32 protein-coding genes and 1 riboswitch are annotated in these 25,923 nt (G+C 45.2%); of the genes, 23 read left to right on the top strand and 9 right to left on the bottom strand.

Annotation, left to right across the window (positions count from 1 at the left end; genetic code table 11):
- Positions 1-19: 19 nt before the first annotated feature.
- From lptB to ACXAC1_RS19175, 4 genes are read right to left on the bottom strand one after another with little or no spacing between them, the layout of a single operon-like run.
- The gene (gene lptB / locus ACXAC1_RS19190; RefSeq protein ID WP_475063623.1) at positions 20-745 is read right to left on the bottom strand and encodes an LPS export ABC transporter ATP-binding protein; all 726 of its coding nucleotides are present in this window, start codon (positions 743-745) and stop codon (positions 20-22) included.
- A gap of 4 nt (positions 746-749) precedes the next feature.
- Complete coding sequence (gene lptA, locus ACXAC1_RS19185; RefSeq protein ID WP_475063621.1) at positions 750-1,265, bottom strand: lipopolysaccharide transport periplasmic protein LptA; 516 nt, start codon at positions 1,263-1,265, stop codon at positions 750-752.
- On the bottom strand, positions 1,249-1,827 hold the full coding sequence (lptC, locus tag ACXAC1_RS19180; RefSeq protein WP_475063619.1) for an LPS export ABC transporter periplasmic protein LptC: 579 nt from the start codon (positions 1,825-1,827) through the stop codon (positions 1,249-1,251). The genes lptA and lptC overlap by 17 nt, the downstream gene beginning before the upstream one ends.
- A gap of 3 nt (positions 1,828-1,830) precedes the next feature.
- Complete coding sequence (locus ACXAC1_RS19175) at positions 1,831-2,787, bottom strand: calcium/sodium antiporter (protein ID WP_475063617.1); 957 nt, start codon at positions 2,785-2,787, stop codon at positions 1,831-1,833.
- Between the two features lie 164 nt (positions 2,788-2,951).
- On the opposite strand from ACXAC1_RS19175, the gene ACXAC1_RS19170 reads away from it, so the two are divergent.
- The 10 genes from ACXAC1_RS19170 (at position 2,952) to ACXAC1_RS19125 (ending at position 10,020) form a co-directional block, all read left to right on the top strand.
- Positions 2,952-3,746 carry an ABC transporter ATP-binding protein gene (locus tag ACXAC1_RS19170; protein WP_475063616.1) on the top strand — a complete coding sequence of 265 codons (795 nt, stop codon included), beginning with the start codon at positions 2,952-2,954 and terminating at the stop codon, positions 3,744-3,746.
- Complete coding sequence (gene mlaE / locus ACXAC1_RS19165; protein ID WP_475063614.1) at positions 3,746-4,525, top strand: lipid asymmetry maintenance ABC transporter permease subunit MlaE; 780 nt, start codon at positions 3,746-3,748, stop codon at positions 4,523-4,525. Before ACXAC1_RS19170 ends, mlaE begins: the two co-directional genes overlap by 1 nt.
- A gap of 2 nt (positions 4,526-4,527) precedes the next feature.
- Positions 4,528-4,989 carry an outer membrane lipid asymmetry maintenance protein MlaD gene (gene mlaD / locus ACXAC1_RS19160; protein ID WP_475063612.1) on the top strand — a complete coding sequence of 154 codons (462 nt, stop codon included), beginning with the start codon at positions 4,528-4,530 and terminating at the stop codon, positions 4,987-4,989.
- Positions 4,989-5,612: an MlaC/ttg2D family ABC transporter substrate-binding protein gene (locus ACXAC1_RS19155; protein ID WP_475063610.1), complete on the top strand. Its 624-nt coding sequence runs from the start codon at positions 4,989-4,991 to the stop codon at positions 5,610-5,612. Before mlaD ends, ACXAC1_RS19155 begins: the two co-directional genes overlap by 1 nt.
- Position 5,613: 1 nt before the next feature.
- Entirely contained in the window at positions 5,614-5,886 is a 273-nt protein-coding gene (locus ACXAC1_RS19150) for an STAS domain-containing protein (protein WP_475063609.1), read from the top strand.
- 110 nt (positions 5,887-5,996) lie between these two features.
- A complete protein-coding gene (locus ACXAC1_RS19145; RefSeq protein ID WP_133560009.1) occupies positions 5,997-6,233 on the top strand; it encodes a BolA family protein in 237 nt (78 codons plus the stop codon).
- Between the two features lie 18 nt (positions 6,234-6,251).
- Positions 6,252-7,514 carry a UDP-N-acetylglucosamine 1-carboxyvinyltransferase gene (murA, locus tag ACXAC1_RS19140; protein ID WP_475063607.1) on the top strand — a complete coding sequence of 421 codons (1,263 nt, stop codon included), beginning with the start codon at positions 6,252-6,254 and terminating at the stop codon, positions 7,512-7,514.
- Position 7,515: 1 nt separating this feature from the next.
- Complete coding sequence (gene hisG / locus ACXAC1_RS19135) at positions 7,516-8,154, top strand: ATP phosphoribosyltransferase (RefSeq protein WP_475063605.1); 639 nt, start codon at positions 7,516-7,518, stop codon at positions 8,152-8,154.
- A 6-nt stretch (positions 8,155-8,160) separates the two neighbouring features.
- Positions 8,161-9,471, top strand: coding sequence for a histidinol dehydrogenase (hisD, locus tag ACXAC1_RS19130; RefSeq protein ID WP_475063603.1), 1,311 nt, complete (start codon positions 8,161-8,163; stop codon positions 9,469-9,471).
- 9 nt (positions 9,472-9,480) lie between these two features.
- Positions 9,481-10,020, top strand: coding sequence for an SRPBCC family protein (locus tag ACXAC1_RS19125; RefSeq protein ID WP_475063602.1), 540 nt, complete (start codon positions 9,481-9,483; stop codon positions 10,018-10,020).
- Here ACXAC1_RS19125 and ACXAC1_RS19120 read toward each other — a convergent pair.
- Positions 10,017-11,084, bottom strand: a complete 1,068-nt coding sequence (locus ACXAC1_RS19120) for a S1C family serine protease (RefSeq protein WP_475063600.1) — start codon at positions 11,082-11,084, stop codon at positions 10,017-10,019. The genes ACXAC1_RS19125 and ACXAC1_RS19120 overlap by 4 nt on opposite strands.
- On the opposite strand from ACXAC1_RS19120, the gene ACXAC1_RS19115 reads away from it, so the two are divergent.
- A complete protein-coding gene (locus tag ACXAC1_RS19115; protein ID WP_475063598.1) occupies positions 11,083-11,844 on the top strand; it encodes a Nif3-like dinuclear metal center hexameric protein in 762 nt (253 codons plus the stop codon). The genes ACXAC1_RS19120 and ACXAC1_RS19115 overlap by 2 nt on opposite strands.
- An 81-nt stretch (positions 11,845-11,925) precedes the next feature.
- Here the strand turns inward: ACXAC1_RS19115 and ACXAC1_RS19110 are convergent, their stop codons facing one another.
- A complete protein-coding gene (locus tag ACXAC1_RS19110; RefSeq protein ID WP_475063596.1) occupies positions 11,926-12,372 on the bottom strand; it encodes a Z-ring associated ZapG family protein in 447 nt (148 codons plus the stop codon).
- 131 nt (positions 12,373-12,503) lie between these two features.
- Here ACXAC1_RS19110 and zapE point away from each other — a divergent pair, with 131 nt between their 5' ends.
- The 8 genes from zapE (at position 12,504) to ACXAC1_RS19070 (ending at position 18,622) form a co-directional block, all read left to right on the top strand.
- Positions 12,504-13,613 carry a cell division protein ZapE gene (zapE, locus tag ACXAC1_RS19105; RefSeq protein ID WP_475063594.1) on the top strand — a complete coding sequence of 370 codons (1,110 nt, stop codon included), beginning with the start codon at positions 12,504-12,506 and terminating at the stop codon, positions 13,611-13,613.
- Between the two features lie 156 nt (positions 13,614-13,769).
- Positions 13,770-14,198: a 50S ribosomal protein L13 gene (rplM, locus tag ACXAC1_RS19100; RefSeq protein ID WP_055462233.1), complete on the top strand. Its 429-nt coding sequence runs from the start codon at positions 13,770-13,772 to the stop codon at positions 14,196-14,198.
- A 15-nt stretch (positions 14,199-14,213) separates the two neighbouring features.
- Positions 14,214-14,606, top strand: coding sequence for a 30S ribosomal protein S9 (rpsI, locus tag ACXAC1_RS19095; protein ID WP_133560000.1), 393 nt, complete (start codon positions 14,214-14,216; stop codon positions 14,604-14,606).
- Between the two features lie 200 nt (positions 14,607-14,806).
- The gene (gene petA, locus ACXAC1_RS19090; protein ID WP_133559999.1) at positions 14,807-15,403 is read left to right on the top strand and encodes a ubiquinol-cytochrome c reductase iron-sulfur subunit; all 597 of its coding nucleotides are present in this window, start codon (positions 14,807-14,809) and stop codon (positions 15,401-15,403) included.
- A complete protein-coding gene (locus ACXAC1_RS19085; RefSeq protein WP_228191361.1) occupies positions 15,403-16,638 on the top strand; it encodes a cytochrome b in 1,236 nt (411 codons plus the stop codon). The genes petA and ACXAC1_RS19085 overlap by 1 nt, the downstream gene beginning before the upstream one ends.
- Before the next feature lie 2 nt (positions 16,639-16,640).
- Positions 16,641-17,423, top strand: coding sequence for a cytochrome c1 (locus ACXAC1_RS19080; protein ID WP_475063593.1), 783 nt, complete (start codon positions 16,641-16,643; stop codon positions 17,421-17,423).
- Between the two features lie 119 nt (positions 17,424-17,542).
- Entirely contained in the window at positions 17,543-18,175 is a 633-nt protein-coding gene (locus tag ACXAC1_RS19075) for a glutathione S-transferase N-terminal domain-containing protein (protein WP_475063591.1), read from the top strand.
- A gap of 60 nt (positions 18,176-18,235) precedes the next feature.
- Positions 18,236-18,622 carry a ClpXP protease specificity-enhancing factor gene (locus tag ACXAC1_RS19070; protein ID WP_133559996.1) on the top strand — a complete coding sequence of 129 codons (387 nt, stop codon included), beginning with the start codon at positions 18,236-18,238 and terminating at the stop codon, positions 18,620-18,622.
- Between the two features lies 1 nt (position 18,623).
- Here ACXAC1_RS19070 and ACXAC1_RS19065 read toward each other — a convergent pair whose 3' ends face one another.
- The 3 genes from ACXAC1_RS19065 to ACXAC1_RS19055 are packed head-to-tail and all read right to left on the bottom strand — an operon-like array spanning position 18,624 to position 21,406.
- Entirely contained in the window at positions 18,624-19,217 is a 594-nt protein-coding gene (locus ACXAC1_RS19065; protein WP_475063590.1) for an SIS domain-containing protein, read from the bottom strand.
- 10 nt (positions 19,218-19,227) lie between these two features.
- Positions 19,228-19,611 carry a YraN family protein gene (locus ACXAC1_RS19060; protein ID WP_228191357.1) on the bottom strand — a complete coding sequence of 128 codons (384 nt, stop codon included), beginning with the start codon at positions 19,609-19,611 and terminating at the stop codon, positions 19,228-19,230.
- Positions 19,571-21,406, bottom strand: a complete 1,836-nt coding sequence (locus ACXAC1_RS19055; RefSeq protein WP_475063588.1) for a penicillin-binding protein activator — start codon at positions 21,404-21,406, stop codon at positions 19,571-19,573. Before ACXAC1_RS19055 ends, ACXAC1_RS19060 begins: the two co-directional genes overlap by 41 nt.
- A 35-nt stretch (positions 21,407-21,441) precedes the next feature.
- Here ACXAC1_RS19055 and rsmI point away from each other — a divergent pair, with 35 nt between their 5' ends.
- The 4 genes from rsmI to thiS all read left to right on the top strand — a co-directional run bounded on the left by rsmI (position 21,442) and on the right by thiS (position 25,923).
- Positions 21,442-22,296 carry a 16S rRNA (cytidine(1402)-2'-O)-methyltransferase gene (rsmI, locus tag ACXAC1_RS19050; RefSeq protein WP_475063587.1) on the top strand — a complete coding sequence of 285 codons (855 nt, stop codon included), beginning with the start codon at positions 21,442-21,444 and terminating at the stop codon, positions 22,294-22,296.
- A 63-nt stretch (positions 22,297-22,359) separates the two neighbouring features.
- Positions 22,360-22,464: riboswitch (TPP riboswitch) on the top strand.
- Positions 22,465-22,598: 134 nt separating this feature from the next.
- On the top strand, positions 22,599-24,590 hold the full coding sequence (thiC, locus tag ACXAC1_RS19045; RefSeq protein ID WP_475063586.1) for a phosphomethylpyrimidine synthase ThiC: 1,992 nt from the start codon (positions 22,599-22,601) through the stop codon (positions 24,588-24,590).
- Positions 24,591-25,745, top strand: coding sequence for a thiamine phosphate synthase (gene thiE / locus ACXAC1_RS19040; RefSeq protein ID WP_475063584.1), 1,155 nt, complete (start codon positions 24,591-24,593; stop codon positions 25,743-25,745).
- Positions 25,726-25,923 (top strand): sulfur carrier protein ThiS, encoded by a 198-nt coding sequence (gene thiS / locus ACXAC1_RS19035; RefSeq protein ID WP_475063582.1) that lies wholly within the window; start codon positions 25,726-25,728, stop codon positions 25,921-25,923. The genes thiE and thiS overlap by 20 nt, the downstream gene beginning before the upstream one ends.

Below are 25,923 nucleotides of genomic sequence, written 5' to 3'. Positions count from 1 at the left end.
ATAGGAAAAATAAGGGGGCTTATAGTTTGAAGTCGTCGCCTAGGTAGATTTTCTTAACTTGTTCGTTGTTTATAACGGCCTCGGCTTCGCCTGATGCAATGATACGGCCATTGCCAACGATATAAGCCTTATCACAAATGTCTAATGTTTCGCGAACGTTATGATCCGTAATCAGTACTCCGATTCCACTGGCTTGTAAGTGTTTGATGATGCCTTTTATATCACCAACCGATATTGGGTCGACACCGGCAAAAGGTTCATCTAATAGGACAAATTTAGGGTTCATGGCCAGAGCGCGTGCAATTTCTACGCGGCGTCGTTCGCCGCCCGATAAAGCCATACCTAGATTTTTGCGAATATGGGTGACGTGGAACTCCTCAAGTAGGCTTTCCATTTTAGCGATACGTGCTGCCTTAGTGAGATCTTTTCGCGTCTCAAGTATCGCGAGAAGGTTATCTTCTACTGTCATTTTACGGAAGATAGAGGCTTCTTGCGGTAAATAACCAATGCCTTTTTGAGCGCGACTGTGCATGGCGTCTTTGGTGACATCTTCGCCATCAATGAAAATGCCGCCTAGGTCATTTGAAACCATACCAACGATCATATAAAAACAAGTCGTTTTACCTGCACCGTTAGGTCCTAACAAGCCGACAGCTTCGCCGGAACGAACTTCTAGTGAAACGTCTTTCACTACTTGGCGTTTTTTATAGCTTTTGGCTAAATGTTTTGCTTCAAGAATCGCCATGTGTCTAGTTTGCCTGTTCGCTTTGGACGGGTTGCAGGGTCATGTTAACGCGACCACTACCACGGTTTTCAGCATTAAAAGTGCCGTTATTCAATATATAATGAATAAAGTCGGCTGAAATTTCGTCTTCGCCGCGCTGGAGGTAGCCGTTTTTATGGATTTCCAGTTGCCCGTTCGCAACGTTGTAATTCAATGTGTTGCCAGTTGCTTTCATTTGATCGCCAGCTTCATTTAGCTGTTGAGTAAATAGTGAAGGTGTTCCTTTCGCGGCTAATGACTCAAACTCACCGGTTTCGGGGTTTGTGTTGATAGTGAGAGATTGTGCTTCTATTCGAATACTGCCCTGAATGACGACAACATTTCCACTGTAGTTAGCAGTGCCTTCCTTTTGGTTAAATGCTGCTTTATCGGCCTCAATATTAATTGGTTGTGAAAGATCGCTTGGCAAACTGTAGGCAGCGCTGCTTGCGAGACTGATTAGTCCCCAAGCTATAAGATGTTTGTTACTTTGAAACTTCATAGTGTCCTGAAACGCCTCCATTTAAGGTTGCGGTATTGTCAGTAAGATTGAAAAATATGCTAGCAGATTTGGTAGTGCCTTGAGGCGTAATGAGTTCGCTGTTCCCATGACTGATAATCGTTTGGTCGTCGTTGTTGAAAACTAGTGTATCCGCATGAATGCGACCAGTCTCAACATTGTCTGCGTAGCGAATTACTTTGGCGTTGTGATTGAATGTGACCGTGTTTTCTCGATCATTTAATAGGCCGTTTTCTGCAGAGGTAACAGATTTTAAGTTTTCTGTGTAGCGGGTCACGACCGGAAGCTCTAGCGTGGTTTGATTTCTAAGGTAGTGGTTGGCCGTTTGTGCTTGCAGTACTTCTTGTAACTTGCCATCTTGGTTATAAGAGCGAGCGGTGACGTCTTCCAAGAAAAAGTCAGGTGCGTCAGATAATTTTTGTTCGTCCAATATGTAGAGTGTTGGGCGGTTTCCAATAAAGAAAACCGCTATTGATACAAGGGCGATGGCTAGAAAGCCAGCGATGCCTTTGTGTCGAAAAAACTTTTTAATTGATGTTTGCATGATCTAGCCAGAGATTGCTAACAGGTACAAGTAGGCACCGTATCCGCCTAGAAGTGGCAATGCTAACCATCGAGGGATGCTTGCTGTGCGGTGCTTTGAGTAGATGATAACAGCAAATGCAAATAAAAGGGTAAAACCAAACATCCACCAGTAATCTCGTTCAATTACCGTATTTTCAATGATGCCCGGTGCAATCAATGCAGGTAAAGGAAGTACTGTCGCTAAATTGAATATGTTGGAGCCTAAAACATTGCCGATTGCTATGTCGTGGTGTCCTTTTCGTACACTAGTAATGGAAGCTGCCAATTCTGGTAGGCTGGTGCCAATCGCGACAATGGTGAGGCCGATGACTAAATCAGACACTCCTAATGCTGAGGCAATGCCGATGGCTCCCCATACTAGTAGCTTAGAGCTGCCAATAAGAACGGCTAAGCCGATGGCGGCAATTAACAAAGAGCGCGCCACGCTACCGCCATCGTCTTCAGGTAAATCGCCTGTTAATTCTTCCTCTAAGTTTTTTGAATTTCTTAGCAATAGGAAGAGGACGCCAATAAAGGCAATAATCAACACTACACCATCAATAAAAGATAGGTGTTGATCAATCATGAGAAAACCTGCAAGCAGAGTGACGCCAAGGACTAGAGGGATTTCTTTCTTCACTAAGCTGCCATTGATCGGAACAGCGGCCAACAATAGCGTTGCGCCAAAAACTAAACCAATGTTGGCAATGTTTGAGCCAATGACATTCCCCACAGCAATGCCTGGTGCATTGTCTAATGCGGCAATGGTCGACACGACCATTTCCGGAGCAGAGGTACCTAAAGCAACTAATGTAATACCAATAACAATAGGGCTTACATTAAGCTTTTCAGCAACTAATGCGGCGTGTTCAATAAATTTGTCTGAACTGATAACGAGTAAAATAAGGCCAGTAATCAGTGCTAAGGAAAACATGAGCATTCGCTAAATACCTAAAGACAGTGAGAGAGGATCGTAAAGCGCACCATTTAATGTGGTTTATTGAAGGATTTCAAGAGGCTGGCGTTACAAGCTGGTTTTGATGGCGTATCTTTTACATTTTTACGGTGCTAGTATCCGTTCGATTTTAATTCAAGGAGTCATCAGTGGAAGTCTATGTTGACGTCAAGAATTTGTCCTTTCATCGAGGTGGTCGTGCTATTTACGAAGACATTACCTTGCAAATACCAAAGGGCAAAATTACTGCAGTTATGGGGCCAAGCGGTGTAGGGAAAACAACGCTTTTGCGCTTGATTGGTGGTCAAATTGAAGCTAGCTCGGGCTCTGTAGAAGTGGCTGGTCTAGATGTGGCGCAGGCATCCAGGAAAGAGCTGTTTGAGGCGCGCAGAAAAATGGGCATGTTGTTTCAAAGTGGTGCGTTATTTAGTGATATGAGTGTTTACGAAAATGTCGCTTTACCACTGCAGGAACATACCGATTTTGACGAGGCGATGATACGCGATATTGTGCTGATGAAATTGCAAAGTGTTGGTTTGCGTGGTGCAGCTTATCTAATGCCAGCTGAGTTGTCTGGCGGTATGGCGCGCAGAGCTGCGCTAGCAAGAGCGATCGCATTAGATCCTGATCTAGTTATGTATGATGAGCCTTTTGCGGGTCAGGATCCTATTTCTAAAGGCGTGTTAGTGGAATTGATTAAACGTCTTAATCGTGCTGCGAACATAACCAGTGTCTTGGTGTCTCATGATGTTGAAGAGTCGCTTAGTATTGCCGATCATGTTTGCTTGTTATCGGCAGGACGAGTCATTTTAGCGGGTACGCCTGATGAGGTCCGGCAGTCTTCAGATCCCAGGGTTGTTCAGTTCTTGCAAGGGCAAGCAGATGGGCCTGTAGGTTTTCATTACCCTGCACCTAATTATGAAACACAACTGTTAGAGGCTTAGTGTCAGTGAAGACAATATATCTTGCCATACACAAATACATCGAGTCGGTGGGGCAGGCAGGTGTTTTTCTATTTCAATCTTTGTTTCGATTGCCTGTTCGCTGGGATGAGGCCATTAGGCTCTACTTTAAACAAATTTATTCGGTTGGTGTGCTGTCGCTGATCATTATTATTGTCTCAGGTGCCTTTATTGGAATGGTGCTCGCGTTGCAGGGATATTCCATATTGACCAATTATGGCTCTGAGTCGGCAGTGGGGCAGCTACTTGCCTTAACCTTGCTGCGTGAATTGGGACCTGTGGTAACAGGGTTGCTGTTCGCTGGGCGGGCAGGGTCAGCCTTGACTGCTGAGATTGGTTTGATGAAAACAACTGAGCAGTTATCCAGTTATGAAATGATGGGCATAGATCCGCTACGACGGGTTATTGCGCCAAGGTTATTGGCAGGCGTAACTTGTATGCCCATTCTAGCGATAATATTTTCAGCCGTGGGAATTTGGGCTGGGATGCTGGTGTCAGTGCAGTGGCTTGGAGTGGATGAAGGCTCTTTTTGGAGCAGCATGCAGCAGTCCGTATACTTTAATACCGATATCATGAATGGTGTGATGAAGTCTTTGGTATTTGCTATCGCGATCGTATGGATTGCTGTGTACCAGGGTTATGTCTGTCAGCCAACCTCAGAAGGAATTGGTCGTGCGACGACCCGAACTGTGGTGTTGGGGTCATTGGCTATTTTAGGGTTAGACTTTTTGCTAACCGCAGCAATGTTTGGAGATTTTTGATAATGAAGGATGCGAAAGCAAACGTTTTAGTCGGCTTGTTTATGCTATTTGGTGTGATTGCTTTTGTTTATCTCGCCATGCAGGTCAGTGGATTAGCATTTAATGAGAAATCTAACGGCTATACGATACAAGCACACTTTGATGATATCGGTGGTCTGACAGATAGGGCTAAAGTAACCATCGCTGGGGTGACCGTAGGCCGAGTAGAGAGTATTGAATATGACAAGCAATACTACATGGCTAAAGTGACGATGAGTATTGATGCTACAGTAGATAACATTCCTACCGACAGTGCTATCGCAATTCTGACAAGTGGTTTGATTGGTGAGAAATATCTAGGAATTTCAATTGGGGCTGAGGAAGACGTGCTTAAAGATGGAGATGAAATCTACGATACTCAATCTGCACTGGTTCTTGAAAACCTGATTGGTCAATTTCTAATGAGTGCAGGGGGAGATGAGTAATGCGTATTAAAGCCATTGGTATATTTTTGATGTCTTTATTGTGGGTTTCGCACACATTTGCTGCCGTAAACCCTGAGGGTGCTCGAGAAGAGGTGCTTCGAGTTGTAGGTGGCTTCAAGACCAAAATAGTGGATCAGCGAGATGTTCTTGAGGGTGATCCGCAGAAATTGAGATCGGTTATGAGGGAAATCATAGCGCCGGTTGTGGATTTTGATGATTTAGCTAAAAAAGTAATGGGTAAGTACTATCGCCAAGCATCGCCAAAACAGATTAGTGAGTTTGTCTCTGTAACCGAGAGTACGTTGCTGAAAACATACAGTGCTGCGGTGATAGACTTTGACCCAAGCCGCTTGACGGTTTTGCCGCTGGCACGACAAAAACCAGGACGCGAAGTACGTGTAGACGCTAAATTTCAGCTTAGCGATGGTAGTCCTGTTGATATTGCGTTTTACATGGAGCCTAAATCTGCTAAGCAATGGATGTTAAGCAACGTGGTGATCAATAACATCAACTTCGGTCTGACCTTTCGTAAGCAGTTCGGGGTGATGATGCAGCAGAATGGTAATGATATTGATCGAGCTATTGCAGCTTGGCAATCTTCATTGGCGTCTGGAGGGGAATAAAATGGAGTTGCAGACAGCGGATGCTGTTTGGCGTTTAGTGGGACGCTATGATGCGACTGAATTATTAAAGATTAAGAAAAGTTTGGTTGGGGTGAAGTACTCAAGCGATCAATCCCTTGATCTTTCTGGACTAGAGTCAATGAATGCCCCAATTATTGCCTTGTTGATTGAAATAAGGCGTTCTGGCAAGGCTCTGACCTTATTGGGTTGTCGAGCAGAGTTTAAAGAAATGTTTAAACTCTATGGTGTACAGAAGATATTTCAGTTCGACTAGAAAACGTAAACAGGAGGAAACTCCTGTTTTTGCGTTATAAAGCTGACAAATTCTGAGTTGGCTGGGGTACAATAGTTGTCATAGAACATTGAATAGAAATTGGAGTTTTTGTGAACGCCTCCGAAGTGAAAGCTTTATTAGAATCAAAAATTGAAGGCAGCCAGGTAACGACTGACGGTGCTGACTGCAGCTTCCAAATCACAATTGTTGCTGAGGCTTTTGAAGGCCTAAACGCAGTGAAACGACAGCAGCTTGTTTACTCTCATTTACAAGACGCAATATCTTCTGGTGCAATTCATGCCATTACGATGAAAACGTATACACCAGCTCAATTTGCAAGTCTTTAAAAATTAAGAGAGAAATGAATGGATAAATTGCTAATTACTGGCGGTAACACTCTGAATGGTGTGGTGCGAGCGTCAGGAGCAAAAAATGCTGCTTTGCCGATTCTTGCAGCGACACTGCTTACTAAAGATCTTATCACGATCAAAAATCTTCCTCACTTACATGACATTACCACTATGTTAGAGCTACTTGGCTCCATGGGATGTGGTGTTGTGGTTGATGAGCGCATGAATGTTGAGTTAGATGTCTCTTCATTGGATAACTGTGACGCACCATACGAACTTGTGAAGACAATGCGTGCTTCCATTCTTGTTTTGGGGCCTTTGGTCGCGCATTTTGGTCGTGCTGTTGTGTCATTGCCAGGTGGTTGCGCAATTGGTAGTCGACCTGTTGATCTCCACTTGCGTGGATTGGAAGCAATGGGTGCAGATATTGTTGTCGATAACGGCAACATTATTGCCAGCGTAGATGGTCGTTTGAAAGGTGCTCGTATTTTCTTTGATAAAGTAACAGTGACGGGCACAGAAAACTTATTGATGGCTGCAGCGTTGGCAGAGGGTACTACTATCCTAGAAAACGCTGCACGTGAGCCCGAAGTGGTGGATTTGGCAGAATGCCTTATTGCGATGGGTGCAAAAATTACAGGACATGGCACAGACACCATTACTATTGAGGGTGTTGAACGCCTAGGTGGTACGACTTATTCCGTTATGCCTGATCGTATTGAAACAGGAACCTTCTTGGTTGCTGGTGCGATTACTGGTGGCAAAGTGCGTGTCACTGATACTGATGTCAGCAGTTTAGAAGCGGTACTGTCTAAATTAGAAGAGGCGGGTGCTAAGGTAACGTGTGGCGATGATTGGATTGAGCTTGATATGGAAGGTCGTCGCCCTAAAGCTGTAAATATCTCAACCGCTCCATACCCAGCTTTCCCAACTGATATGCAAGCGCAGTTTGTGGCATTAAATGCTGTTGCTGAGGGCGTTGGTAGTGTGATCGAAAATATTTTCGAAAACCGCTTTATGCATGTGAACGAAATGGTTCGCATGGGCGCTGACATCGAAGTGAACGGTAATACGGCGATTGTACGCGGCAAAGATGCGCTAAAAGGGGCGCCAGTTATGGCGACTGACTTACGTGCGTCTGCTTCGTTAGTCCTTTCTGCATTGGTTGCAGAAGGGGACACTAAGATTGACCGAATTTACCACATTGACCGTGGTTATGAGTGTATCGAGGAAAAGCTTGGTGCATTGGGTGCAAAGATTTCAAGGGTTCTGAATTAACATGAGCGAAACCTTAACGATTGCGTTATCCAAAGGGCGCATATTGAAAGAGACGCTTCCTCTGCTTGAGAAAGCAAATATTTATCCGCTAGAAGACATCAGTAAAAGCCGTAAGCTTATTTTTGATACCAATCACGAAAACATTAAGCTGGTGATTTTGCGCGCAACCGATGTGCCGACTTATGTTGAGCATGGCGTAGCCGATTTCGGTGTTGCGGGTAAAGATGTCTTAATGGAAGCGAATACGAAGAATCTTTATGAGTTACTTGATCTGAAAATCTCTAAGTGTCGTTTAATGACGGCTGGAGTTCAGGGGCAAGATCTACCGAATCGCCGTTTAAAAGTCGCTTCGAAATTTACTAAAACGGCCAAAGCGTACTTTGCTGAGCAAGGTATTCAAGCGGATGTTATCAAGCTTTATGGGGCGATGGAGCTTGCACCGATTATGGGGTTGGCTGATCTAATCGTAGATATTGTAGATACAGGTAATACGCTACGCGCTAATGGCCTTGAAGCTCGTGATTTGATTGCAGATATCAGTACCCGATTAGTAGTAAATAAAGCAGCTTATAAAACGAAGTATGAGCACATTCAGCCTATTTTAGATATGTTGAATGGTGCAGTTTCAGCTGAGGCTTAGACGTTTATGAAATTGAATATTAGACAGTTTTCATCAAAAGATGAGGGCTTTCGTAAGGACCTAGATCAGCTGCTTTCATGGGAAAGCGTGTCTGACGCAAGTGTTCAGAAAAGTGTTGAAGAAATTGTAAATCGTGTTCGTACCGAGGGTGATGCGGCACTGGTTGAGCTGACGAACCGCTTTGATCGCCGTTCTGTACAAACTGCGGCCGAATTGGTTATTGAAGCAGATGAGTTAGCGAAAGCGGCGAGCCGTGTTGATGGGGCGATTGTTGAGGCGCTTCAGAAAGCTGCTGAGCGTGTCAAATCATACCATGAACGTCAGATTCAACCTTCTTGGCAGTATGAAGAATCTACGGGTACGGTGCTTGGTCAGCAGATTACGCCTTTGGATCGCGTCGGTGTATATGTGCCAGGCGGAAAGGCTGCTTACCCTTCTTCTGTTCTGATGAATGTTATGCCAGCCAAGGTTGCGGGTGTCGGTGAGATCGTAATGGTTGTTCCGACCCCAGATAATGTTGTGAATGATATCGTTCTGGCGGCAGCTCACGTTGCTGGGGTTGACCGAGTTATCACCGTAGGTGGTGCGCAAGCTGTTGCTGCCTTGGCCTACGGCACAGAGACAGTGCCTAAAGTCGATAAGATTGTTGGTCCTGGTAACATCTATGTTGCAACGGCTAAGCGCATGGTCTTCGGTGCTTGTGGTATCGATATGATCGCAGGTCCGTCTGAGATTCTTGTGGTAAGTGACGGTCAGTCTAATCCTGACTGGATTGCGATGGACTTGTTTTCTCAAGCAGAGCACGATGAAGATGCTCAATCTATCCTGATTAGTACAGATGCTGAGTTCATCGAGAAAGTTCATGCTTCCATGGAGCGTCAAATCGAAGAAATGTCGCGCAAAGAGATTATTAAAACCTCTCTTGAAGGTCGTGGTGCTTTGATACATGTGGGCTCGATGGAAGAAGCAATTGAAGTAGCTAATATTGTGGCGGCTGAGCACTTAGAGCTTTCAGTTGAGAATCCAGAAGAGTGGGTTGGTAAAATTCGTCACGCGGGTGCGATTTTTATGGGGCGTTACACGCCTGAAGCGTTGGGTGATTACTGTGCTGGTCCAAACCACGTATTGCCCACATCTGGTACCGCTCGCTTCTCTTCTCCATTGGGGGTTTACGACTTCCAGAAACGTAGCTCAATTATCTATTGTTCTCATGAGGGGGCAAGTGAGCTTGCTAAAATCGCTTCACCATTGGCTCGTGGCGAATCACTAGAAGCGCACGCTGTGTCTGCTGAATTCCGAATGATTGATAAGGGCTAGGCGAATATTATGCAGCCAACTCAGGCGCTAATTTCACTTCGTTTAGTGACCCGCATTGCGGCAGTGGTTATTTTGATCGCTGTTTCGATCGGTTTCTTTTTACCATCAGACTACAAAATCGAACGAAGCATTGATGTTCCAGCAGGGCAATATGATCTCTTGCAGGAGCGGTTGTACAGTTCTAGTGCATGGACTCAATGGATGTTTGTTGAGTCGGGTAAATTGGTACTTCAGTCGGATGAAGGCGTTATCTCTTCTCAGACTCGCTATTTGATGCAGTATGACGAAGCAACCACTAAGCAAGGGGAGTTGGTTATTACCTCAGTAACGACTGACTCTATTGCTTTTTCGGTTCAGCCAAACCAAAAAACGAAACCGATTCCTAACACTTTGTTGATCAAAGCAAACGCGGACGGTAGTACTCATCTTCGATGGATTATTGAGGGTGAGCTTGATGCGGGCTTTTTAGGTCCTTACCTTGCTCTTTTCGCGAACGATATTGCAGGAAGCAACATAGAGAAAAGTTTATCCGCTTTAGCTGGCAACTAGTTATTATCAACTGCCTGCATTGCAGGCAGTTGCTCCACTAAAGCTTTGGTGATGAAGCTTTGGGTCCCGCGTAATCCCTTAATGGTCACATTCTCTCCGGGTGTCAGTTGCGACACCAATTGTTGTGCTCTATGAGCACTTAGATCAGTGTGCTTCTCTATTGAGGTCAATATGTCGCCAGGGCGAATACCTGCTTTAAAAGCTGGGCTTTGTGGTGTGACACTCGTTACGATTAGCCCTTCTTCTGAGGCGAGGTTTAAAGCAATAGCAACTTGAGGGGAGTTTTCTTGAACCTGTAGTCCTAGATAGCCGCGTACCACGCTACCGTGCTGGATAATGGACTCCATTATCTTAACGGCATCATTAATTGGTGTTGCAAAGCCGATGCCTTGGGAGCCACCTGAACTTGAATAGATGGCAGAACTAATTCCGACTAATTTGCCCTTTAGGTCTACCAATGCTCCGCCAGAGTTACCTGGGTTGATCGCGGCATCTGTTTGAATAAAGTTTTCATAAGTGTTTAGTCCAATGCTGTCGCGTCCTTTTGCACTGACGATACCTGCCGTGACTGTTTGACCAATCCCAAAAGGGTTGCCAATCGCCAAGATTTGATCGCCGACTCTCAAAGAGTCGCTATTGCCCAGATGGATTGGTGTTAACTCTGTTAGTTCAATTTTCAGAACCGCTAGATCTGTTGCTGGGTCGCTACCGATGAGATCTGCTCGAGTTTGGCGTTGATCGTTCAGCGATACAATAATACTGCTGGCACCCTGAATGACATGGTGGTTTGTGAGAATATAGCCATCTTCCGATATAATAACCCCAGAGCCAAGGTTTGTGATTTTTTGACTGCTGTTCCGGCTAAATGGGGATTCTTGGCTAGTGAATGTATAAATGTTGACGACGGCATTTGCAGTTTTTGCGGCAGCATTGGCAAAGCTCAGTGAATTATCTTTTTGGTGTTGCTGCCAAAATAGAAAAAGTGTGCCAACCCATAGCCCAAGAAATATCCATGTTAGATGGCTTCGAACATGTGGTTGGAGAAGTGATTTAGGAGTAAACATGAATACAAAAGAGCTTGAGAGTAAATTGACGGCGCTATTTCAGCCTCGTTCTTTTAAAGATTATGCGCCTAATGGCTTGCAAGTGGAAGGCAAAGGCGAGATAAAAAAAATTGTCACAGGTGTTACTGCATCCATGGCATTGATTGAAGAAGCGGTGAAGCGTCAAGCAGATGCCATCATTGTTCATCATGGCTACTTCTGGAAAGGTGAGTCCCAAGAAATCGTTGGTATGAAATATCGACGTTTGTCACGGTTGATTAAGCAAGATATTAATTTGTTTGGTTATCATTTGCCGATGGATGCGAATTTATTGGTCGGTAATAATGCGAATTTGGCTCGCGGTTTGGGGCTTCAGTCTTTGCGTCCGTTGGAAATGGAAAAGTCTCTGGAAGAAAGTATCGGTGTTGTTGGGACTCTAGAGCAGCCATTGGCGCCTGAAGCATTTCATCAACTAGTGAAAGAAACCGTTGGGCGAGATGTGCTCTTTGAATCGGTGTCTGAGCAAATGATCTCAGAGGTGGCGTTATGTACTGGTGGTGCCCAGGGCTATATTAATAAAGCGCTAGCAGCTAAGGCTGATGTATTTATTACTGGCGAAGTTTCTGAGCAAACGATACATATAGCGCGAGAAGAGGGCATCCATTTTTGCGCCGCGGGCCATCACGCCACAGAATGCTTTGGACCAAGAGCTTTGGCAGAATATATCACTGACCATTGGGGCGTGGATTGCGAATTTGTGGATGTGCCAAATCCAGCATAAACGATACATTTTCTTTAGACTTGTATTAAACGTAAAGAAGCCTGCTCAGTGAGTAGGCTTCTTTATAGAGAGGGCTAAGGCTTAAAGGGCCCTAGTAGGCTCCTCGACTGATTTACGATGCAAGCCATAGTTTTCGCTCAGCATGCCTTCATCAGAATCTGACTTCGAGGCATAGTCCCGCGGGGGAGTGGTGACATCGTCAGAGGCTTCTTGAGAATCAGTAGGGGTACTTTCGGGTTTTTCTAAGGTGACAGTCGCAAGTGTGGTTGCGCCTTCAAGTACTGCTTTGCGTGCATCAGCAAGTTTTTTCTCTGCAGCAGATATGTGAGCATGCAGTTGCAAAAAGTGATCATCCGCTAGTACTTGTCGACGTTCCATTTCTTGCTGTAGTGCCTCGATAGTAGCGCCGGTTGATTTATTTATGTCGTTAGCGCTTTTTTTGCTTAAGGCGCGAAAAATGATTGCCCCAGCTAATCCTGTAATGATGCCAGTAACAAAAACGATGATATCGAATACTTCTAGTTCCATGGTTTACTCCCAAATACAACTTACTAAATTATATCGGAAATACACCATAGGAAATATAGGGAATAGTGAGGTTTCTTTATGTATTTGATAATATAACGACAATCTCTCACGCAATGGTGTATACGCAAACAATGACCCCGCTATCGAAATATCAGGAAGACCTTAAACGTCCAGACTTTAACTATGACCCTGCACAGGAAGAAGCAGTCCAAGCATTGCAAGATTTGTTCGACAGAATTGTAGCAAGAGGCGAGCAGCCTCCTAAGGTGCAGAAGTCCCTGTTTGGTTTTCTTAAAAAGAAAAAGCCAGAGATTCAGGTTGAGCAAGGTTTGTATTTCTGGGGTGGTGTAGGGCGTGGTAAGACGTATTTAATGGATACGTTTTTCGAATGTTTGCCTATTGAGCGTAAGTTGCGTTTGCATTTCCACCGTTTTATGCAAATGGTTCATCAAGAACTACGTAAACTGCACGATACAAAAAACCCTCTTGAAATTGTGGGTAAACAAATCTCAGAGAAAGCGCAGGTGTTGTGTTTTGATGAGTTTTTTGTAACGGATATTACGGATGCGATGATTTTAGCTGGCTTGTTAGAGCAGTTGTTTCTCAATGGAACGGTTTTGGTGGCAACGTCCAATATCGAGCCAGATGGCTTGTATAAGAATGGCCTACAACGCGCACGTTTCTTGCCGGCGATTGATTTAGTCAACAAGCATACTAAGGTGATGAATGTAGACGGCGGTGTTGATTATCGTCTTCGTACATTAAAGCAAGCTAAGTTATATCATTTTCCGTTGAACCAAGATGCTGCGGACGCTATCTCTGAGCGTTTCTCGAGTTTGGTTGTTAACCGTGATTCGGTGAATGAAGGCGGGGCGGTTGAGATTGAAGGTCGTTCTATCCCATTGTTACGTAGCTATGAAGATGTTGCATGGTTTGATATTAAAGCGCTTTGTGATGGTCCAAGAAGCCAAGTAGATTACATTGAAATAGCAAAGCTATACTCCACTATCATCATCTCAGATTTACCTCAGTTTGACTCGGCACGTGACGATATGGCACGTCGCTTTATTAACTTAATTGATGAATTCTACGACAGACATGTAAAAGTTATTTTCTCTGCTGAAGTGGCGATCCCAGATATTTATCAGGGAACACGTCTAGCCTTTGAATATGACCGTACTGTCAGTCGATTGTTAGAGATGCAATCCGAAGAATACTTAATGTTAGAACATCGCCCTTAATTAGAAAAAGCGCTTTAGTTTTGCGTGCGGTTTGGTTATAATTCGCGCGCTCTAATTTTTGAGTATGTGTAAGTTATGCAGTCGTATCCCGACAGCGTAACCAATAATAATAGGTATTGACATGCGCACAGCATGTAAATGATAAAGGGTTTTTTAATGAAAACTTTTACTGCAAAACCTGCTGAAGTACGCCGCGACTGGTTCGTGGTTGATGCTGAAGGCAAAACTCTTGGTCGTTTGGCTACAGAAATTGCTCGCCGTCTTCGCGGTAAGCATAAAGCAGAATACACTCCTCACGTTGACACTGGTGATTACATCGTTGTTATCAACGCTGAGAAAGTACGTGTAACGGGTAACAAAGCTTCTGACAAGAACTACTACCGTCACACTGGTTACCCAGGTGGCCTACGTTCTATGAGCTTTGAGAAGTTGATTGATCACGCTCCAGAGCGCGTTCTTGAAATCGCTGTTAAAGGCATGCTTCCAAAAGGCCCTCTAGGCCGTGCTATGCACAAGAAAATGAAAGTATATGCTGGCGCTGAGCATCCACACACAGCACAACAGCCACAAGAACTTAACATCTAATACGGGAAGATCATTATGTCAGCTACTCAATACTACGGTACAGGTCGTCGTAAAACGTCTACTGCTCGTGTATTCCTAAAGGCAGGTTCTGGTAACCTAGTTATCAACAACCGTTCTCTAGAGCAATACTTCGGTCGTGAAACTTCTTGCATGGTTGTTCGTCAGCCACTAGAACTAGTTGAAGCAACTGAAAAATTTGACGTTTACGTTACTGTAAGCGGTGGTGGTATCTCTGGTCAGGCCGGTGCTATCCGTCACGGTATTACTCGTGCGCTAATGCAATACGACGAGACACTACGTCGCACTCTACGTTCTGCTGGTTACGTTACTCGTGACTCTCGTCAGGTTGAACGTAAGAAAGTTGGTCTACGTAAAGCACGTCGTCGTCCACAATTCTCTAAGCGTTAATTTTTACTACGCTTCGTATTCTTCAAAACGCCTGCATTCGCAGGCGTTTTTTTATGTCTCAAATCAGTGTTTTGTGATTGTGCAAGAATGTTGCCTTGTCACCAAAATACCTTTCCCATAACATCCTTTAAAGTATTCAAATCCTTATTATTTTTGTGGATTTGGGCTTGTTGACAGTAAATTGGTGGGAGAGAACCATAATGAGTCAAAGCGGCGTAAATAAGGGCCGTCGTCGATTTCTACTGGGAGCGACTAGCGCGATAGGAGCGGTGGGAGCAGTGGGAATTGCAACGCCTTTTGTTGCCTCATGGAATCCAAGTGCCAAAGCAAAAGCAGCTGGTGCACCGGTGAAGGCCGATATTAGTAAGTTAGAAGTAGGTCAGCAAATGATCGTTGAGTGGCGTGGCCAACCTGTATGGGTGGTGCGTCGAACTGAGCAAAACATAGCCGATCTGTCCAAGCTGAGTGATCAATTAGCAGATCCAGCCTCTGCAGTGGAGCAGCAGCCAGAGTATGCTCAAAATGAGTTCCGCTCAATCAATCCTGAATTTGCAGTCCTACTTGGGATCTGTACTCACTTGGGTTGCTCACCAACCTACCGCCCAGAAGTTGCTCCTGAAGATTTAGGTGATAAATGGTTAGGGGGCTTCAACTGCCCATGCCATGGTTCACGCTTTGACCTTGCTGGTCGTGTATACAAAGGTGTGCCGGCACCGACTAATTTGGTCGTGCCACCACATCGGTTTATTAGTGATACGGTTATCGAAGTCGGTGTTGACGCTGGGGGTAACGCATAATGGCTGTTATGAAAGATTTCATGGCTTGGGTGGATGCGCGACTTCCTGTTACACAAGCGTTTGAAAAACACATGAGCAAATACTACGCACCAAAGAACTTAAATGTTCTCTATCTTTTTGGTGTGTTGTCACTACTAGTTTTGGTGAATCAGCTACTAACCGGTGTTTGGTTGACCATGAGTTATAACCCATCAGCTGAAGGGGCATTTGCTTCTGTTGAATACATCATGCGTGATGTGGAGTATGGCTGGCTAATTCGTTATATGCACTCAACTGGCGCTTCTGCGTTCTTTGTTGTTGTGTATCTGCATATGTTTCGTGGTTTGCTGTACGGATCATACCAGAAGCCACGCGAGCTAGTTTGGTTGTTCGGTATGGCGATCTACTTGGCTCTAATGGCTGAAGCATTCATGGGCTACTTATTACCATGGGGGCAAATGTCCTACTGGGGTGCACAGGTAATTATTTCATTGTTTAGTGCGATCCCGATGATTGGTCCAGATCTGGCGCAGTGGGTACGTGGTGATTACTTGATTTCAGGCATTACGCTAAACCGCTTCTTCTCACTTCATGTCATTGCTTTGCCGTTGGTATTAGTGGCCTTGGTAGTGCTGCATTTATTGGCTCTGCACCATGTGGGTTCAAATAACCCGAAAGGTGTGGATATTAAGAAGCACAAAGATGAAAACGGCATTCCTCTTGATGGCATTCCGTTCCATCCGTACTACACAGTGCACGATATCGTGGGTGTTGCAGTGTTTCTATTTGTCTTCTGTGGAGTGATTTTCTTCTTCCCAGAGATGGGTGGTTACTTCTTAGAAAAACCAAACTTTGAGGCGGCTAACCCGCTGAAAACTCCAGAGCATATTGCGCCAGTTTGGTACTTCACGCCGTTCTATGCGATTCTTCGTGCGGTGACATACCCATTGTTTGGCTTGGATGCGAAATTCTGGGGGGTTGTGGCGATGGGGGGGGCAATCGCTATCCTGTTTGTATTGCCTTGGTTAGATCGTAGTCCAGTAAAATCTATGCGCTACAAAGGCTGGATGAGTAAGGTTGCGTTAGTTCTTTTCTGTATCAGTTTTGTTGTGCTCGGTGTACTCGGTGTATTGCCTTCTACTGAAGGTCGAACAACGGTGGCACAGATTGCATCAGTGGTTTACTTCTTGTACTTCATCTTGATGCCTTTCTATACCAAGTGGGAAAGTACAAAACCAGTGCCGGAGAGGGTGTAAGCATGAAAAAGATTTTCGCAACTGCGGCGTTAGTATTTGCCTCAGCGATGACCTTCGCATCAGGTGGTTCAGCTGTTCACCTAGAGCATATGGCGCCAGATTTACACGATAAAGCTTCTTTACAACGAGGGATGCAGGTTTACTCAAACTATTGTGCTGGCTGTCACGAAATGGGCTATGCACGATATGAGCGAGCTGCAACGGATTTGGGTATTCCGGCGGATTTATTCGAAGCCAACTTATTGCCTTCGGGTAAGAAAATTGGTGACCTAATGGATAATGCGATGGATGCAAAAGATGCCAAAGAGTGGTTTGGTGCAACGCCGCCAGACTTGACGCTTGAAGCTCGCCTGCGTGGTCATGATTGGGTTTATACCTACTTGAAGTCTTTTTACGAAGATAAAACACGTCCTTGGGGTGTCAACAATACGGTGTTCCCGAGTGTTGGGATGCCAAACGTCTTAGAACACCTACAAGGAGTTCGTCATATGACTTGTGCACAAGCGCCTGCGATGGACGAGCATGGTAAGCCAAAATTTGATACACTAACTGGCGATATTTTGACAGAAGAACAATGTAATGTCGTGGTGCAGAAAACAGAAGGTCAACTTTCAGAAGAAGAGTTTGATCAAGTTGCTTACGATGTTACCAATTTCTTAGTGTATATGGGGGAGCCAAGTCGTTTACAGGCTGAATCCTTAGGAATAAAAGTGTTATTATTCATCGTTCTATTTGGTATCTTTGCATACCTATTGAACAAAGAATACTGGCGCGAAATTCACTAAACACAAAGTGATTGTTGTTTTGCCCAAAATGTCCCTCCTTCAAGAGGGACATTTACATCGTAGTTTGTTAAGTTAACCCCTTAATGGGGTTTTCGTTGTTTATTGAATAGGGGTTATACATGGGTGTTATTGCAAAGCGCTCTTCAATGACGTTCTTCTCTGATGGAGAAGATCACTACAGCCATCGCGTACGAATCGTTTTGGCTGAAAAAGCGGTAACCGTAGATATTATTGATGTTGATCCTTTCAACAAGCCAGAGGAATTGGCAGATATCAACCCTTACAATGAGTTGCCAGCATTGGTTGATCGTGAGTTGGTGCTTTATGAGCCAAATGTAATGATGGAGTATTTAGATGAGCGTTTCCCTCATCCTCCGTTGTTACCTGTATACCCTGTCGCACGTGCAGACAGTCGTTTGTACATGTATCGTATTCAGCGTGACTGGGCTGGTTTGGTCGACACGATTTTGACGAGTAAAGATCGTGATGCGGTTGAAAGCGCGCAGAAAGAGCTGCGTGAAAGCTTAATCAGTGTATCGCCAATCTTCGAAGAGAAACCTTACTTCATGAGTGAAGAGTTCACGATCGTTGATTGTTGCTTGGCTCCGATCTTGTGGCGTCTTCCGGTATTGGGCGTAGATATCGAAAAAGCGCAAGCGCCGGGCTTGTACAAGTATATGGATCTGGTTTTTGATCGTGAGTCTTTCAAAGAAAGTCTGTCAGAAGCAGAACAGGAAATGCGCCTAGACTAACGGCACATCAAGTTTTCAAAAGGGGCGTGAAGCCCCTTTTTATTTTCAGGAGTGCAAAGAATGATTCCGAAACGTTCATATCTACTTAATGCGACATATGAGTGGATCGCAGACAACGACTTAACGCCGTATTTATTGGTAGACGCAGACTTTGAAGGTGCTGTGGTGCCAAGAGAATTTGTTAATGATGGTCAAATTGTCTTGAACATCAGTATGAGTGCGGTTAGGCATCTACATATTGATAAGCAAGGGGTGTCATTTGAAGCGCGCTTTAGCGGTAAGCCAATGCAGGTTTTTGTGCCAATGGCAGCAGCGATAGCGTTATATGCGAAGGAAAATAATGACGGAATGGTATTCCCACCTGAAACCTTTGAAGTGACTCCAGAGCCTGAACCAACGCCACCAGAGCCACCACAAAAAGGTTTCACGTTAAAAGTCGTGAAGTAGATTAATCTTCATAGCCAAACAACTGGCGTTCAAGTAAGTCTACTAATGTGTGGACAACAGTTGTTTGGCATTCTTGGACTCGAGATGTACCCGTTAAGTTGATTTTAATCTCGGTATCATCTTGTGAAGTCAGCGCAGACACATTTTTAGCATCCGGTGTCGTTAATGCGACAATGCTCATTTTGCGCTCATGGGCAGCTTGAATGGCCTGAATAATAGGCGAAGTATTGCCTTTGTTTGCGACGACAAATAATACGTCGCCAGGGTTGCCGATCGCAGTGATCTGTTTCGAGAATACGTCGTGATAGCTGTCATTGTGCGTAATGGCTAACAGGGCGTTGCCGTTACTGGTCAGTGACACGGCTGGCAGGCCTGGACGTTCACGATCCATTCGATCAAGTAGCAGCGTGCTAAAATACTGAGAAATGTACGAACCAGTCCCATTGCCAACCGCAACCACTTTTCCGCCATTAGCAATGCTATTAAATAGCACTATGGCTGCATGCTCTATGTGTGCTGGTAAGGTTTCCAGTGCATATTGCTGTGACTCAAAACTTTGCGCAAATTGCGTATAGATCGCTTCTTGATAATCCATAAATAACTGCTTATACCTGTACTGCCTGCAGCCAATGAATGTTGCTTTGGGAAAGCTCCCCATCTATAGCAATCACATCTATTTGGTATTGGCTTTGTTGCAAGTTGTGTTTCATTAACCAGAATTCAGCTGATTTTAAACAGCGCTGAAATTTCTGTCTTGTAATTGTTTCGCTGGCGCTGCCACGTGCTTTGCTAGCTCTGTATCTGACTTCAATAAATACAATGCTCTGTCTGCAAGGGGATCGCATTATCAAATCCAGCTCGCCCGCGCGGCAGTGAACATTTCTATCAATAAGTTGGTAGCCTTGCTGAACGAGGAATTGCTCTGCAAGTCGCTCAGCTTTAGCGCCATCACTCTGTTTCTTTGTGGGTGAAATAACTTTCCTTAGCATCGATAAGCGCTCCTTGCTTATACGTCACAATATTTGGTCGACGGTTGAACATGCCATTATTTTCTAGGGTGATAATACCTGTCTTAGCAGATACTTTAGCAGACCGAACATTAGTGAATAATGCCAGTCGCTTAGCAATCAAGTAACTGTCATTCCCCAGTGCTGTCAGCCTTTGTAGGACTAGAGGTTGACTGCTTCCACCTCTGCTTTGTTGTTCTAGGATGGCAGGCAGCTCACTGAACACAATACGCTCAATATCTTCGTTTTTGGTCGTTGAGCTGGGTGAACGATCATGAATGGTTTGCGAAGCCAGCATTGGAATGTCGTCAGCAAAGTAAAAGTTGAGCAATGGGCGAATCTGCTTTGCATCTTCAAGCTTACCGACATAGTACACATAATCTAAATCTTGGCGGGCACGAGGTGTGGACTCGATATCTTGATTTGTCCACTGGCGTATACGGCGAATTCGCGCCTCACTTTCATCCACTTGTAGCAACTGCTTCACAGCATTTGCACGCCCTGTCGGAGTGTCTTCATAGGAGAGAGAAGTTAATACTGGCAGACCTTGTTGCTGCGCAATCCCTTTAAATTGATCGCCTTGACGTAGTGCCCAAGTAGGCTGGGTTGTAAGAATGGCGGAGTTTTCTGCCCCTTCTTTTTTGGCGAATGCGATGAGCTCACGAATATCGTCTTTAACATTTAATGAAAAGTGGTAAAGGTTCGGCGTCAGGGTATTAATTTCAAGTTGGTTCAGTGCAACGGTGGGGATGTCGGTCACTAAATGTGGTAACTGACTAACATTCTGTTTGCGTAAGGGGCCGATAATGGTCTCCGCACCAGTAGAACTTGCTGCTGCGTAGGCATCAGCGAAATTGGCGTAACGGTCGGTATCAATAAGATGTAGAGCTGGCTGCACTTCAGCGTTGGCATAATATTGTTGCAAGAGACCGTCTAAAATAGCTTCTGAAGCAACTTTTAATTCTTTACTCATTGGCAGTAATACCGCAACAGAGCTCGGCATATGGTCTTCTAAGGAAGCCATTATTTGGAAATCTCGTGGCGGATTGATTGCAGCGGGATGGCTTGCATGAGCAGATTGCCAGTGCTTGAAGGCTTGGACTTGCTGTTCAACGGTCATGGATTGATCACGTAAGATATTAGAAACGTTTAACCATCCATCTAGTAGCGGTAAATTGCTACTCACCTGAAGATAAGTTACTTCATTGTCGGTTAAGTTTTGAATCGCAAACCAAAGCTCTTCTTGATTGTTTAGCTGTGCATCCACAGGTAACTGAAGGCTTAATTGCATGTAGTCCTTCACTGCATTGGGCCAATTATCCAATGAAGCCATCACGCGCGCACGATGTCGTAATAGCTCAGTGTTGTTTTCTAGTCGCTGCGCTGCACTTAGCTGTGAAGCCTGACCAAGCATCTGTAATGCCAGCAAAGGTGTATCTAATGCCAATGCAATATCACTCATTAGTAGCATGCCTTCAAACTGGCTTGAGTTACTAATGGAAATAACGTGGCCTTCAAGCAATGATCTCGCTTCAAGGTACTGTTCGTCTAAGAAAAGCGCTTTCGCTGCGGCAAAATAAAATGGCGCGGCCGCCTGAGGCGAACTTTGTGCCTGAGCTTGCGCTATCGCATATTGATAATCGGATAAATCCCCTGACTGCTCAGCAACGGTTTTAGTTGAGCCTTGATCAGGCATGGATGTTTCAATGGCGCCACAACCAATTAGAGACAATGTCACCAAGGAAAGTGGTATGATACGGGATCTAAACAAACTCATATGCACGCAATACTTAAGCCTATTAAAGAGGAATCATGGTAACACAGTCTGATAATGATGTGAGAGGAACCTTCTACATTGTAGCGACCCCAATCGGTAATCTGGACGATTTTACGGATCGTGCAAAACGAGTTTTACAAGAAGTTGACTTTATCGCTGCAGAGGACACCCGTCATAGCAAACGTTTGATGAATCATTTTGGTATCGATACAAAGCTGTTTGCTCTACATGACCACAATGAGCGCGATAAGGCGTCCTACATTGCTTCCTTGTTAAGTGACGGTAAAAACGTGGCCTTGATCTCTGATGCGGGCACGCCATTGATCTCTGATCCTGGTTATCATGTGGTGAACTTTTTACGTCAAGAAGGGCACAAAGTTGTGCCTGTTCCAGGCCCATCTGCATTGATTACCGCACTGTGTGCATCAGGATTACCAACAGACCGTTTTAGCTTTGTCGGCTTTTTGCCAGCAAAAAGTAAATCTCGTCGCGACGAAATGTCGAGCTGGATGCCAAGTCTTGGTACCGTGGTTTTCTATGAATCTACCCATCGTATTTTGGACTGTTTAGAAGACCTCGAAGCGGTTTGGGGTGAGCAAGCTCAAGTGGCCTTGGCACGTGAATTAACCAAGACTTTTGAAACATTTATATCAGGCTCAGTTTCAGAAATTAAGCGTATTTTACAAGACGATAGCAACCAAACTCGTGGTGAGTTCGTGATGATGGTGTCTTTGCCTGCACAGGAAGAAGACAACAGCGAGGCTCTTAAAATTTTAAAAATATTGCTCAAAGAATTGCCTGTAAAACAAGCGGCAGCATTGGCTGCTGAGATCACTGGTGAGAAGAAAAACGCTTTGTACAAGCAAGCGCTTGCGATGAACGAAGCGTAATTTTACTAACCAATCATTCAATCTTTGTTTGTTTACAGAAGCAAACAAACGCGTATACTGATGTGCAACTTGTCGGAGTGCCTTAATTGGCTGAGATCGCATTTTAATGCGGGATCCGCAGAACCTGATCAGGCTAATACCTGCGAAGGGAACAAGAAAGCATCATTTCTTTTCTGCTAAAATTGCGTTGTTTTAACCTAGTCCACAAAGGGCAATAGGTCTTAAAACAGCCGCGCGTACGTGGAAGTACGTGACCTCCTGACAAGCATTTTTTCCAAACATACAATAATGGGAATCTGCTAATGTCGACTACACCTGCAAAACCTAATAAGAAAACTCGTGAAATTGCCCGTCTAGAAGCCAAAGCGTTTATCGAGTCTTTGCAAGCTACTCCTTTTCCATCCTCCGAACGTATTTACGTACAAGGCTCCGATGCATCGATCCAGGTGCCCATGCGTCAGATTAATTTAACCGATACGCCTATTGGCTCGGACCCTAACAATCTGACTTTTGAGCCAAACGAGCCAATCTATGTTTACGATACTGCGGGGCCATACGCCGATCCTGCAGAAAACATTGACGTTCATGTGGGTCTAAAAGCATTACGTAAACAATGGATCGAAGCCCGTAACGATACTGAAGTGCTAGAAAGCGCCAGCTCAAACTTCGCTCAAGAGCGTTTAGCCAATAATGAGCTAGACGAATTGCGCTTTAAGCACCTACCAAAAGTGCGTAAAGCTAAAGCGGGTCAATGTGTCACGCAAATGCACTACGCGCGCCAAGGCATCATTACGCCAGAGATGGAATACATCGCCATCCGTGAGAACCAAAACCTACAGGCGATCAAATCTGAGCTTTTGCTAAAACAGCACCCGGGCCACAGCTTTGGTGCTAACCTGCAAACTGAAATTACCCCTGAATTCGTGCGTAAAGAAGTGGCAGAAGGTCGCGCCATCATCCCTAACAACATCAACCACCCAGAAACTGAGCCTATGATCATTGGCCGTAACTTCCTAGTGAAGGTGAATGCCAATATTGGTAACTCGGCGGTGACGTCTTCTATCGAAGAAGAAGTGGAGAAATTGGTCTGGTCAACGCGCTGGGGCGCAGACACCGTGATGGACTTGTCGACTGGCAAAAACATCCACGAAACCCGTGAATGGATCCTACGTAACTCGCCCGTACCAATCGGTACGGTACCGATTTACCAAGCTCTTGAAAAAGTAGATGGTGTTGCCGAAGACCTAAACTGGGAAGTGTTCCGCGATACCTTGATCGAGCAGGCTGAGCAGGGCGTGGATTACTTCACCATCCACTGTGGTGTCTTGCTACGCTACGTGCCAATGACAGCGAAACGCCTAACGGGAATTGTCTCTCGTGGCGGTTCCATCATGGCGAAATGGTGTCTTGCGCACCATACAGAAAACTTCCTTTACACACGTTTCAAAGAAATTTGTGAAATCTGTGCTGCCTATGATGTGGCTCTTTCGCTAGGTGACGGACTACGTCCAGGCTCGATCATGGATGCCAACGACGAAGCACAACTGTCGGAGCTGCGTACCCTTGGTGAACTAACGAAGATTGCATGGGACTACGATGTTCAGGTGATGATCGAAGGGCCAGGACACGTGCCAATGCAATTGATCAAAGAAAACATGGATCTGCAACTTGAGCACTGCCACGAAGCGCCGTTCTACACCTTAGGCCCATTGACGCAAGACATCGCCCCCGGCTATGACCACTTCACCTCTGGTATCGGTGCCGCGCAAATCGGTTGGTACGGCTGTGCCATGCTATGTTACGTCACACCAAAAGAGCATTTGGGTCTGCCGAACAAAGAAGACGTGAAGCAAGGTCTGATCACTTACAAGATCGCGGCCCATGCGGCGGACTTGGCCAAAGGTCATCCAGGCGCACAAGTGCGTGATAATGCCTTGTCTAAAGCACGTTTTGAATTCCGTTGGGAAGATCAATTCAACCTGTCTCTAGACCCAGAAACAGCACGTTCTTACCACGATGAAACCTTGCCACAAGCGTCCGGTAAAGTGGCTCACTTCTGCTCGATGTGTGGTCCGAAATTCTGTTCGATGAAGATCACTCAAGAAGTACGTGACTACGCCGCAGGCCTTGAGAAGATCGAAGCGGTGGACGTAACGGCAGAAGAGGGTATGCAGCAGATGTCTGAGCAGTTCAAAGAGCTAGGCAGTGATGTCTATTTGACCACAGACAAGTTAACCACTGATAAGCTGGCTGCCGAAAAGCTAGAGCAACAAGAATTAGTGAGTGAAAAATAGATGATCTCAACAGATGTTAAACAAATAGCGTTTCGTGACGCTGGGTTTAAATCATCTGTTTTGGATAACACTCAACACCTTGGGTGTCGAGTGTTTCACTCCACAACCGATGAAACTCAGAATCAGTGCTGTATTGAACTGCTCCACGGCGAATTAACGCTGAAAACAACAATGGAAACTTGGCAGTTTGTTCGTAAGCTCGAGGCAGAAAGCAATATCTATCAGGCCCAATGCCTAAATAATCAGATTACGGTTCAGCTGCCAGGTCAGCGTATTGCCCATTTTCAAGCTGATAAACTGACCAAGATAAACCAAAACGATCTTGCCGTGGCGTTGGCGTGTTTTATTGAGCAAGGCTACGAACATTTAGATGCCATGACCTTGGCGCTCGCATGGTTAACACAACAAGCCCGTGCTGCGGGGGCGGGTTGGCCGGAAGATCGTACTTGGTTCCCACGCACCAGCTTCGCCGATGACCATGTGATCGCTGGCGAGGCTGAGTTTAGCCCCATTCGCAAAGAGCTGTTTACCCTCTACCCAGTGGTAGATACCGTGGAATGGTTGGCCTTGGTATTAGAACAGGGTGTGACCACTACGCAATTGCGTATCAAAGATGCTGACGACAAGGATCTGAGGAAAAAGATCCAACAAGCCATCGCCTTAGGCGAGCAACATGGCGCGCAAGTCTTTATCAATGACTATTGGCAACTGGCTATTGAACTGGGCGCTTACGGTGTGCATTTGGGGCAAGAAGACATTGAAGTGGCGGATCTTTCGGCGATCCAGCAGGCCGGCTTACGTCTTGGCATAAGCACTCATGGTTATTTTGAAATCATGCGTGCCTTTAACCTCAAGCCAAGCTACATCGCCCTTGGTCACATTTTTCCAACTGTGACTAAGGATATGCCGTCTCAGCCACAAGGTTTAACCCGTTTAGGCCAATATGTTGAGCTGATCAATGGTGCTTACCCAACAGTGGCCATCGGTGGTATCAATGCGGAACGCTTGCCAAAAGTAAAAGCCACAGGCGTGGATTCCATCGCCTTGGTGACCGCGATTACCCGTGCGGACGATCCAAAAACCGCAACACAATCTTTGCTAAAGGCGGTGCTCAATGATGTACAAGGAGAAGTTGATGCAACTGTATGTGAATGATGAGCCAGTTCAGTCTGAGCACAGCACTTTATCCGCTTTACTAGAAAGCTATGTCAGTACTGAACAGCGGGTCGCGGTGGCAGTGAATCAACAAGTGGTGCCACGCAGTCTGTGGTCGGATTGCCTATTAAAAGACAACGACCGTATCGATATCTTTGAATCCATTGCAGGAGGTTAA

It is taken from the genome of Marinomonas sp. AWM4_232 (genome assembly GCF_056158325.1).
The sequence above is the reverse complement of the archived record's forward strand: the minus strand, read 5'-3'. Positions and strand labels throughout refer to the sequence as shown.

Excerpts from the sequence above, each read along its gene's own strand:
- lptB (WP_475063623.1), bottom strand. The coding sequence starts at position 745 with ATGGCGATTCTTGAAGCAAAACATTTAGCCAAAAGCTATAAAAAACGC.
- lptA (WP_475063621.1), bottom strand. The coding sequence starts at position 1,265 with ATGAAGTTTCAAAGTAACAAACATCTTATAGCTTGGGGACTAATCAGT.
- lptC (WP_475063619.1), bottom strand. The coding sequence starts at position 1,827 with ATGCAAACATCAATTAAAAAGTTTTTTCGACACAAAGGCATCGCTGGC.
- ACXAC1_RS19175 (WP_475063617.1), bottom strand. The coding sequence starts at position 2,787 with ATGCTCATGTTTTCCTTAGCACTGATTACTGGCCTTATTTTACTCGTT.
- mlaD (WP_475063612.1), top strand. The coding sequence starts at position 4,528 with ATGAAGGATGCGAAAGCAAACGTTTTAGTCGGCTTGTTTATGCTATTT.
- ACXAC1_RS19155 (WP_475063610.1), top strand. The coding sequence starts at position 4,989 with ATGCGTATTAAAGCCATTGGTATATTTTTGATGTCTTTATTGTGGGTT.
- ACXAC1_RS19150 (WP_475063609.1), top strand. The coding sequence starts at position 5,614 with ATGGAGTTGCAGACAGCGGATGCTGTTTGGCGTTTAGTGGGACGCTAT.
- murA (WP_475063607.1), top strand. The coding sequence starts at position 6,252 with ATGGATAAATTGCTAATTACTGGCGGTAACACTCTGAATGGTGTGGTG.
- hisG (WP_475063605.1), top strand. The coding sequence starts at position 7,516 with ATGAGCGAAACCTTAACGATTGCGTTATCCAAAGGGCGCATATTGAAA.
- hisD (WP_475063603.1), top strand. The coding sequence starts at position 8,161 with ATGAAATTGAATATTAGACAGTTTTCATCAAAAGATGAGGGCTTTCGT.
- ACXAC1_RS19125 (WP_475063602.1), top strand. The coding sequence starts at position 9,481 with ATGCAGCCAACTCAGGCGCTAATTTCACTTCGTTTAGTGACCCGCATT.
- ACXAC1_RS19115 (WP_475063598.1), top strand. The coding sequence starts at position 11,083 with ATGAATACAAAAGAGCTTGAGAGTAAATTGACGGCGCTATTTCAGCCT.
- ACXAC1_RS19120 (WP_475063600.1), bottom strand. The coding sequence starts at position 11,084 with ATGTTTACTCCTAAATCACTTCTCCAACCACATGTTCGAAGCCATCTA.
- ACXAC1_RS19110 (WP_475063596.1), bottom strand. The coding sequence starts at position 12,372 with ATGGAACTAGAAGTATTCGATATCATCGTTTTTGTTACTGGCATCATT.
- zapE (WP_475063594.1), top strand. The coding sequence starts at position 12,504 with ATGACCCCGCTATCGAAATATCAGGAAGACCTTAAACGTCCAGACTTT.
- rplM (WP_055462233.1), top strand. The coding sequence starts at position 13,770 with ATGAAAACTTTTACTGCAAAACCTGCTGAAGTACGCCGCGACTGGTTC.
- rpsI (WP_133560000.1), top strand. The coding sequence starts at position 14,214 with ATGTCAGCTACTCAATACTACGGTACAGGTCGTCGTAAAACGTCTACT.
- petA (WP_133559999.1), top strand. The coding sequence starts at position 14,807 with ATGAGTCAAAGCGGCGTAAATAAGGGCCGTCGTCGATTTCTACTGGGA.
- ACXAC1_RS19085 (WP_228191361.1), top strand. The coding sequence starts at position 15,403 with ATGGCTGTTATGAAAGATTTCATGGCTTGGGTGGATGCGCGACTTCCT.
- ACXAC1_RS19080 (WP_475063593.1), top strand. The coding sequence starts at position 16,641 with ATGAAAAAGATTTTCGCAACTGCGGCGTTAGTATTTGCCTCAGCGATG.
- ACXAC1_RS19075 (WP_475063591.1), top strand. The coding sequence starts at position 17,543 with ATGGGTGTTATTGCAAAGCGCTCTTCAATGACGTTCTTCTCTGATGGA.
- ACXAC1_RS19070 (WP_133559996.1), top strand. The coding sequence starts at position 18,236 with ATGATTCCGAAACGTTCATATCTACTTAATGCGACATATGAGTGGATC.
- ACXAC1_RS19065 (WP_475063590.1), bottom strand. The coding sequence starts at position 19,217 with ATGGATTATCAAGAAGCGATCTATACGCAATTTGCGCAAAGTTTTGAG.
- ACXAC1_RS19060 (WP_228191357.1), bottom strand. The coding sequence starts at position 19,611 with ATGCTAAGGAAAGTTATTTCACCCACAAAGAAACAGAGTGATGGCGCT.
- ACXAC1_RS19055 (WP_475063588.1), bottom strand. The coding sequence starts at position 21,406 with ATGAGTTTGTTTAGATCCCGTATCATACCACTTTCCTTGGTGACATTG.
- rsmI (WP_475063587.1), top strand. The coding sequence starts at position 21,442 with ATGGTAACACAGTCTGATAATGATGTGAGAGGAACCTTCTACATTGTA.
- thiC (WP_475063586.1), top strand. The coding sequence starts at position 22,599 with ATGTCGACTACACCTGCAAAACCTAATAAGAAAACTCGTGAAATTGCC.
- thiE (WP_475063584.1), top strand. The coding sequence starts at position 24,591 with ATGATCTCAACAGATGTTAAACAAATAGCGTTTCGTGACGCTGGGTTT.
- thiS (WP_475063582.1), top strand. The coding sequence starts at position 25,726 with ATGCAACTGTATGTGAATGATGAGCCAGTTCAGTCTGAGCACAGCACT.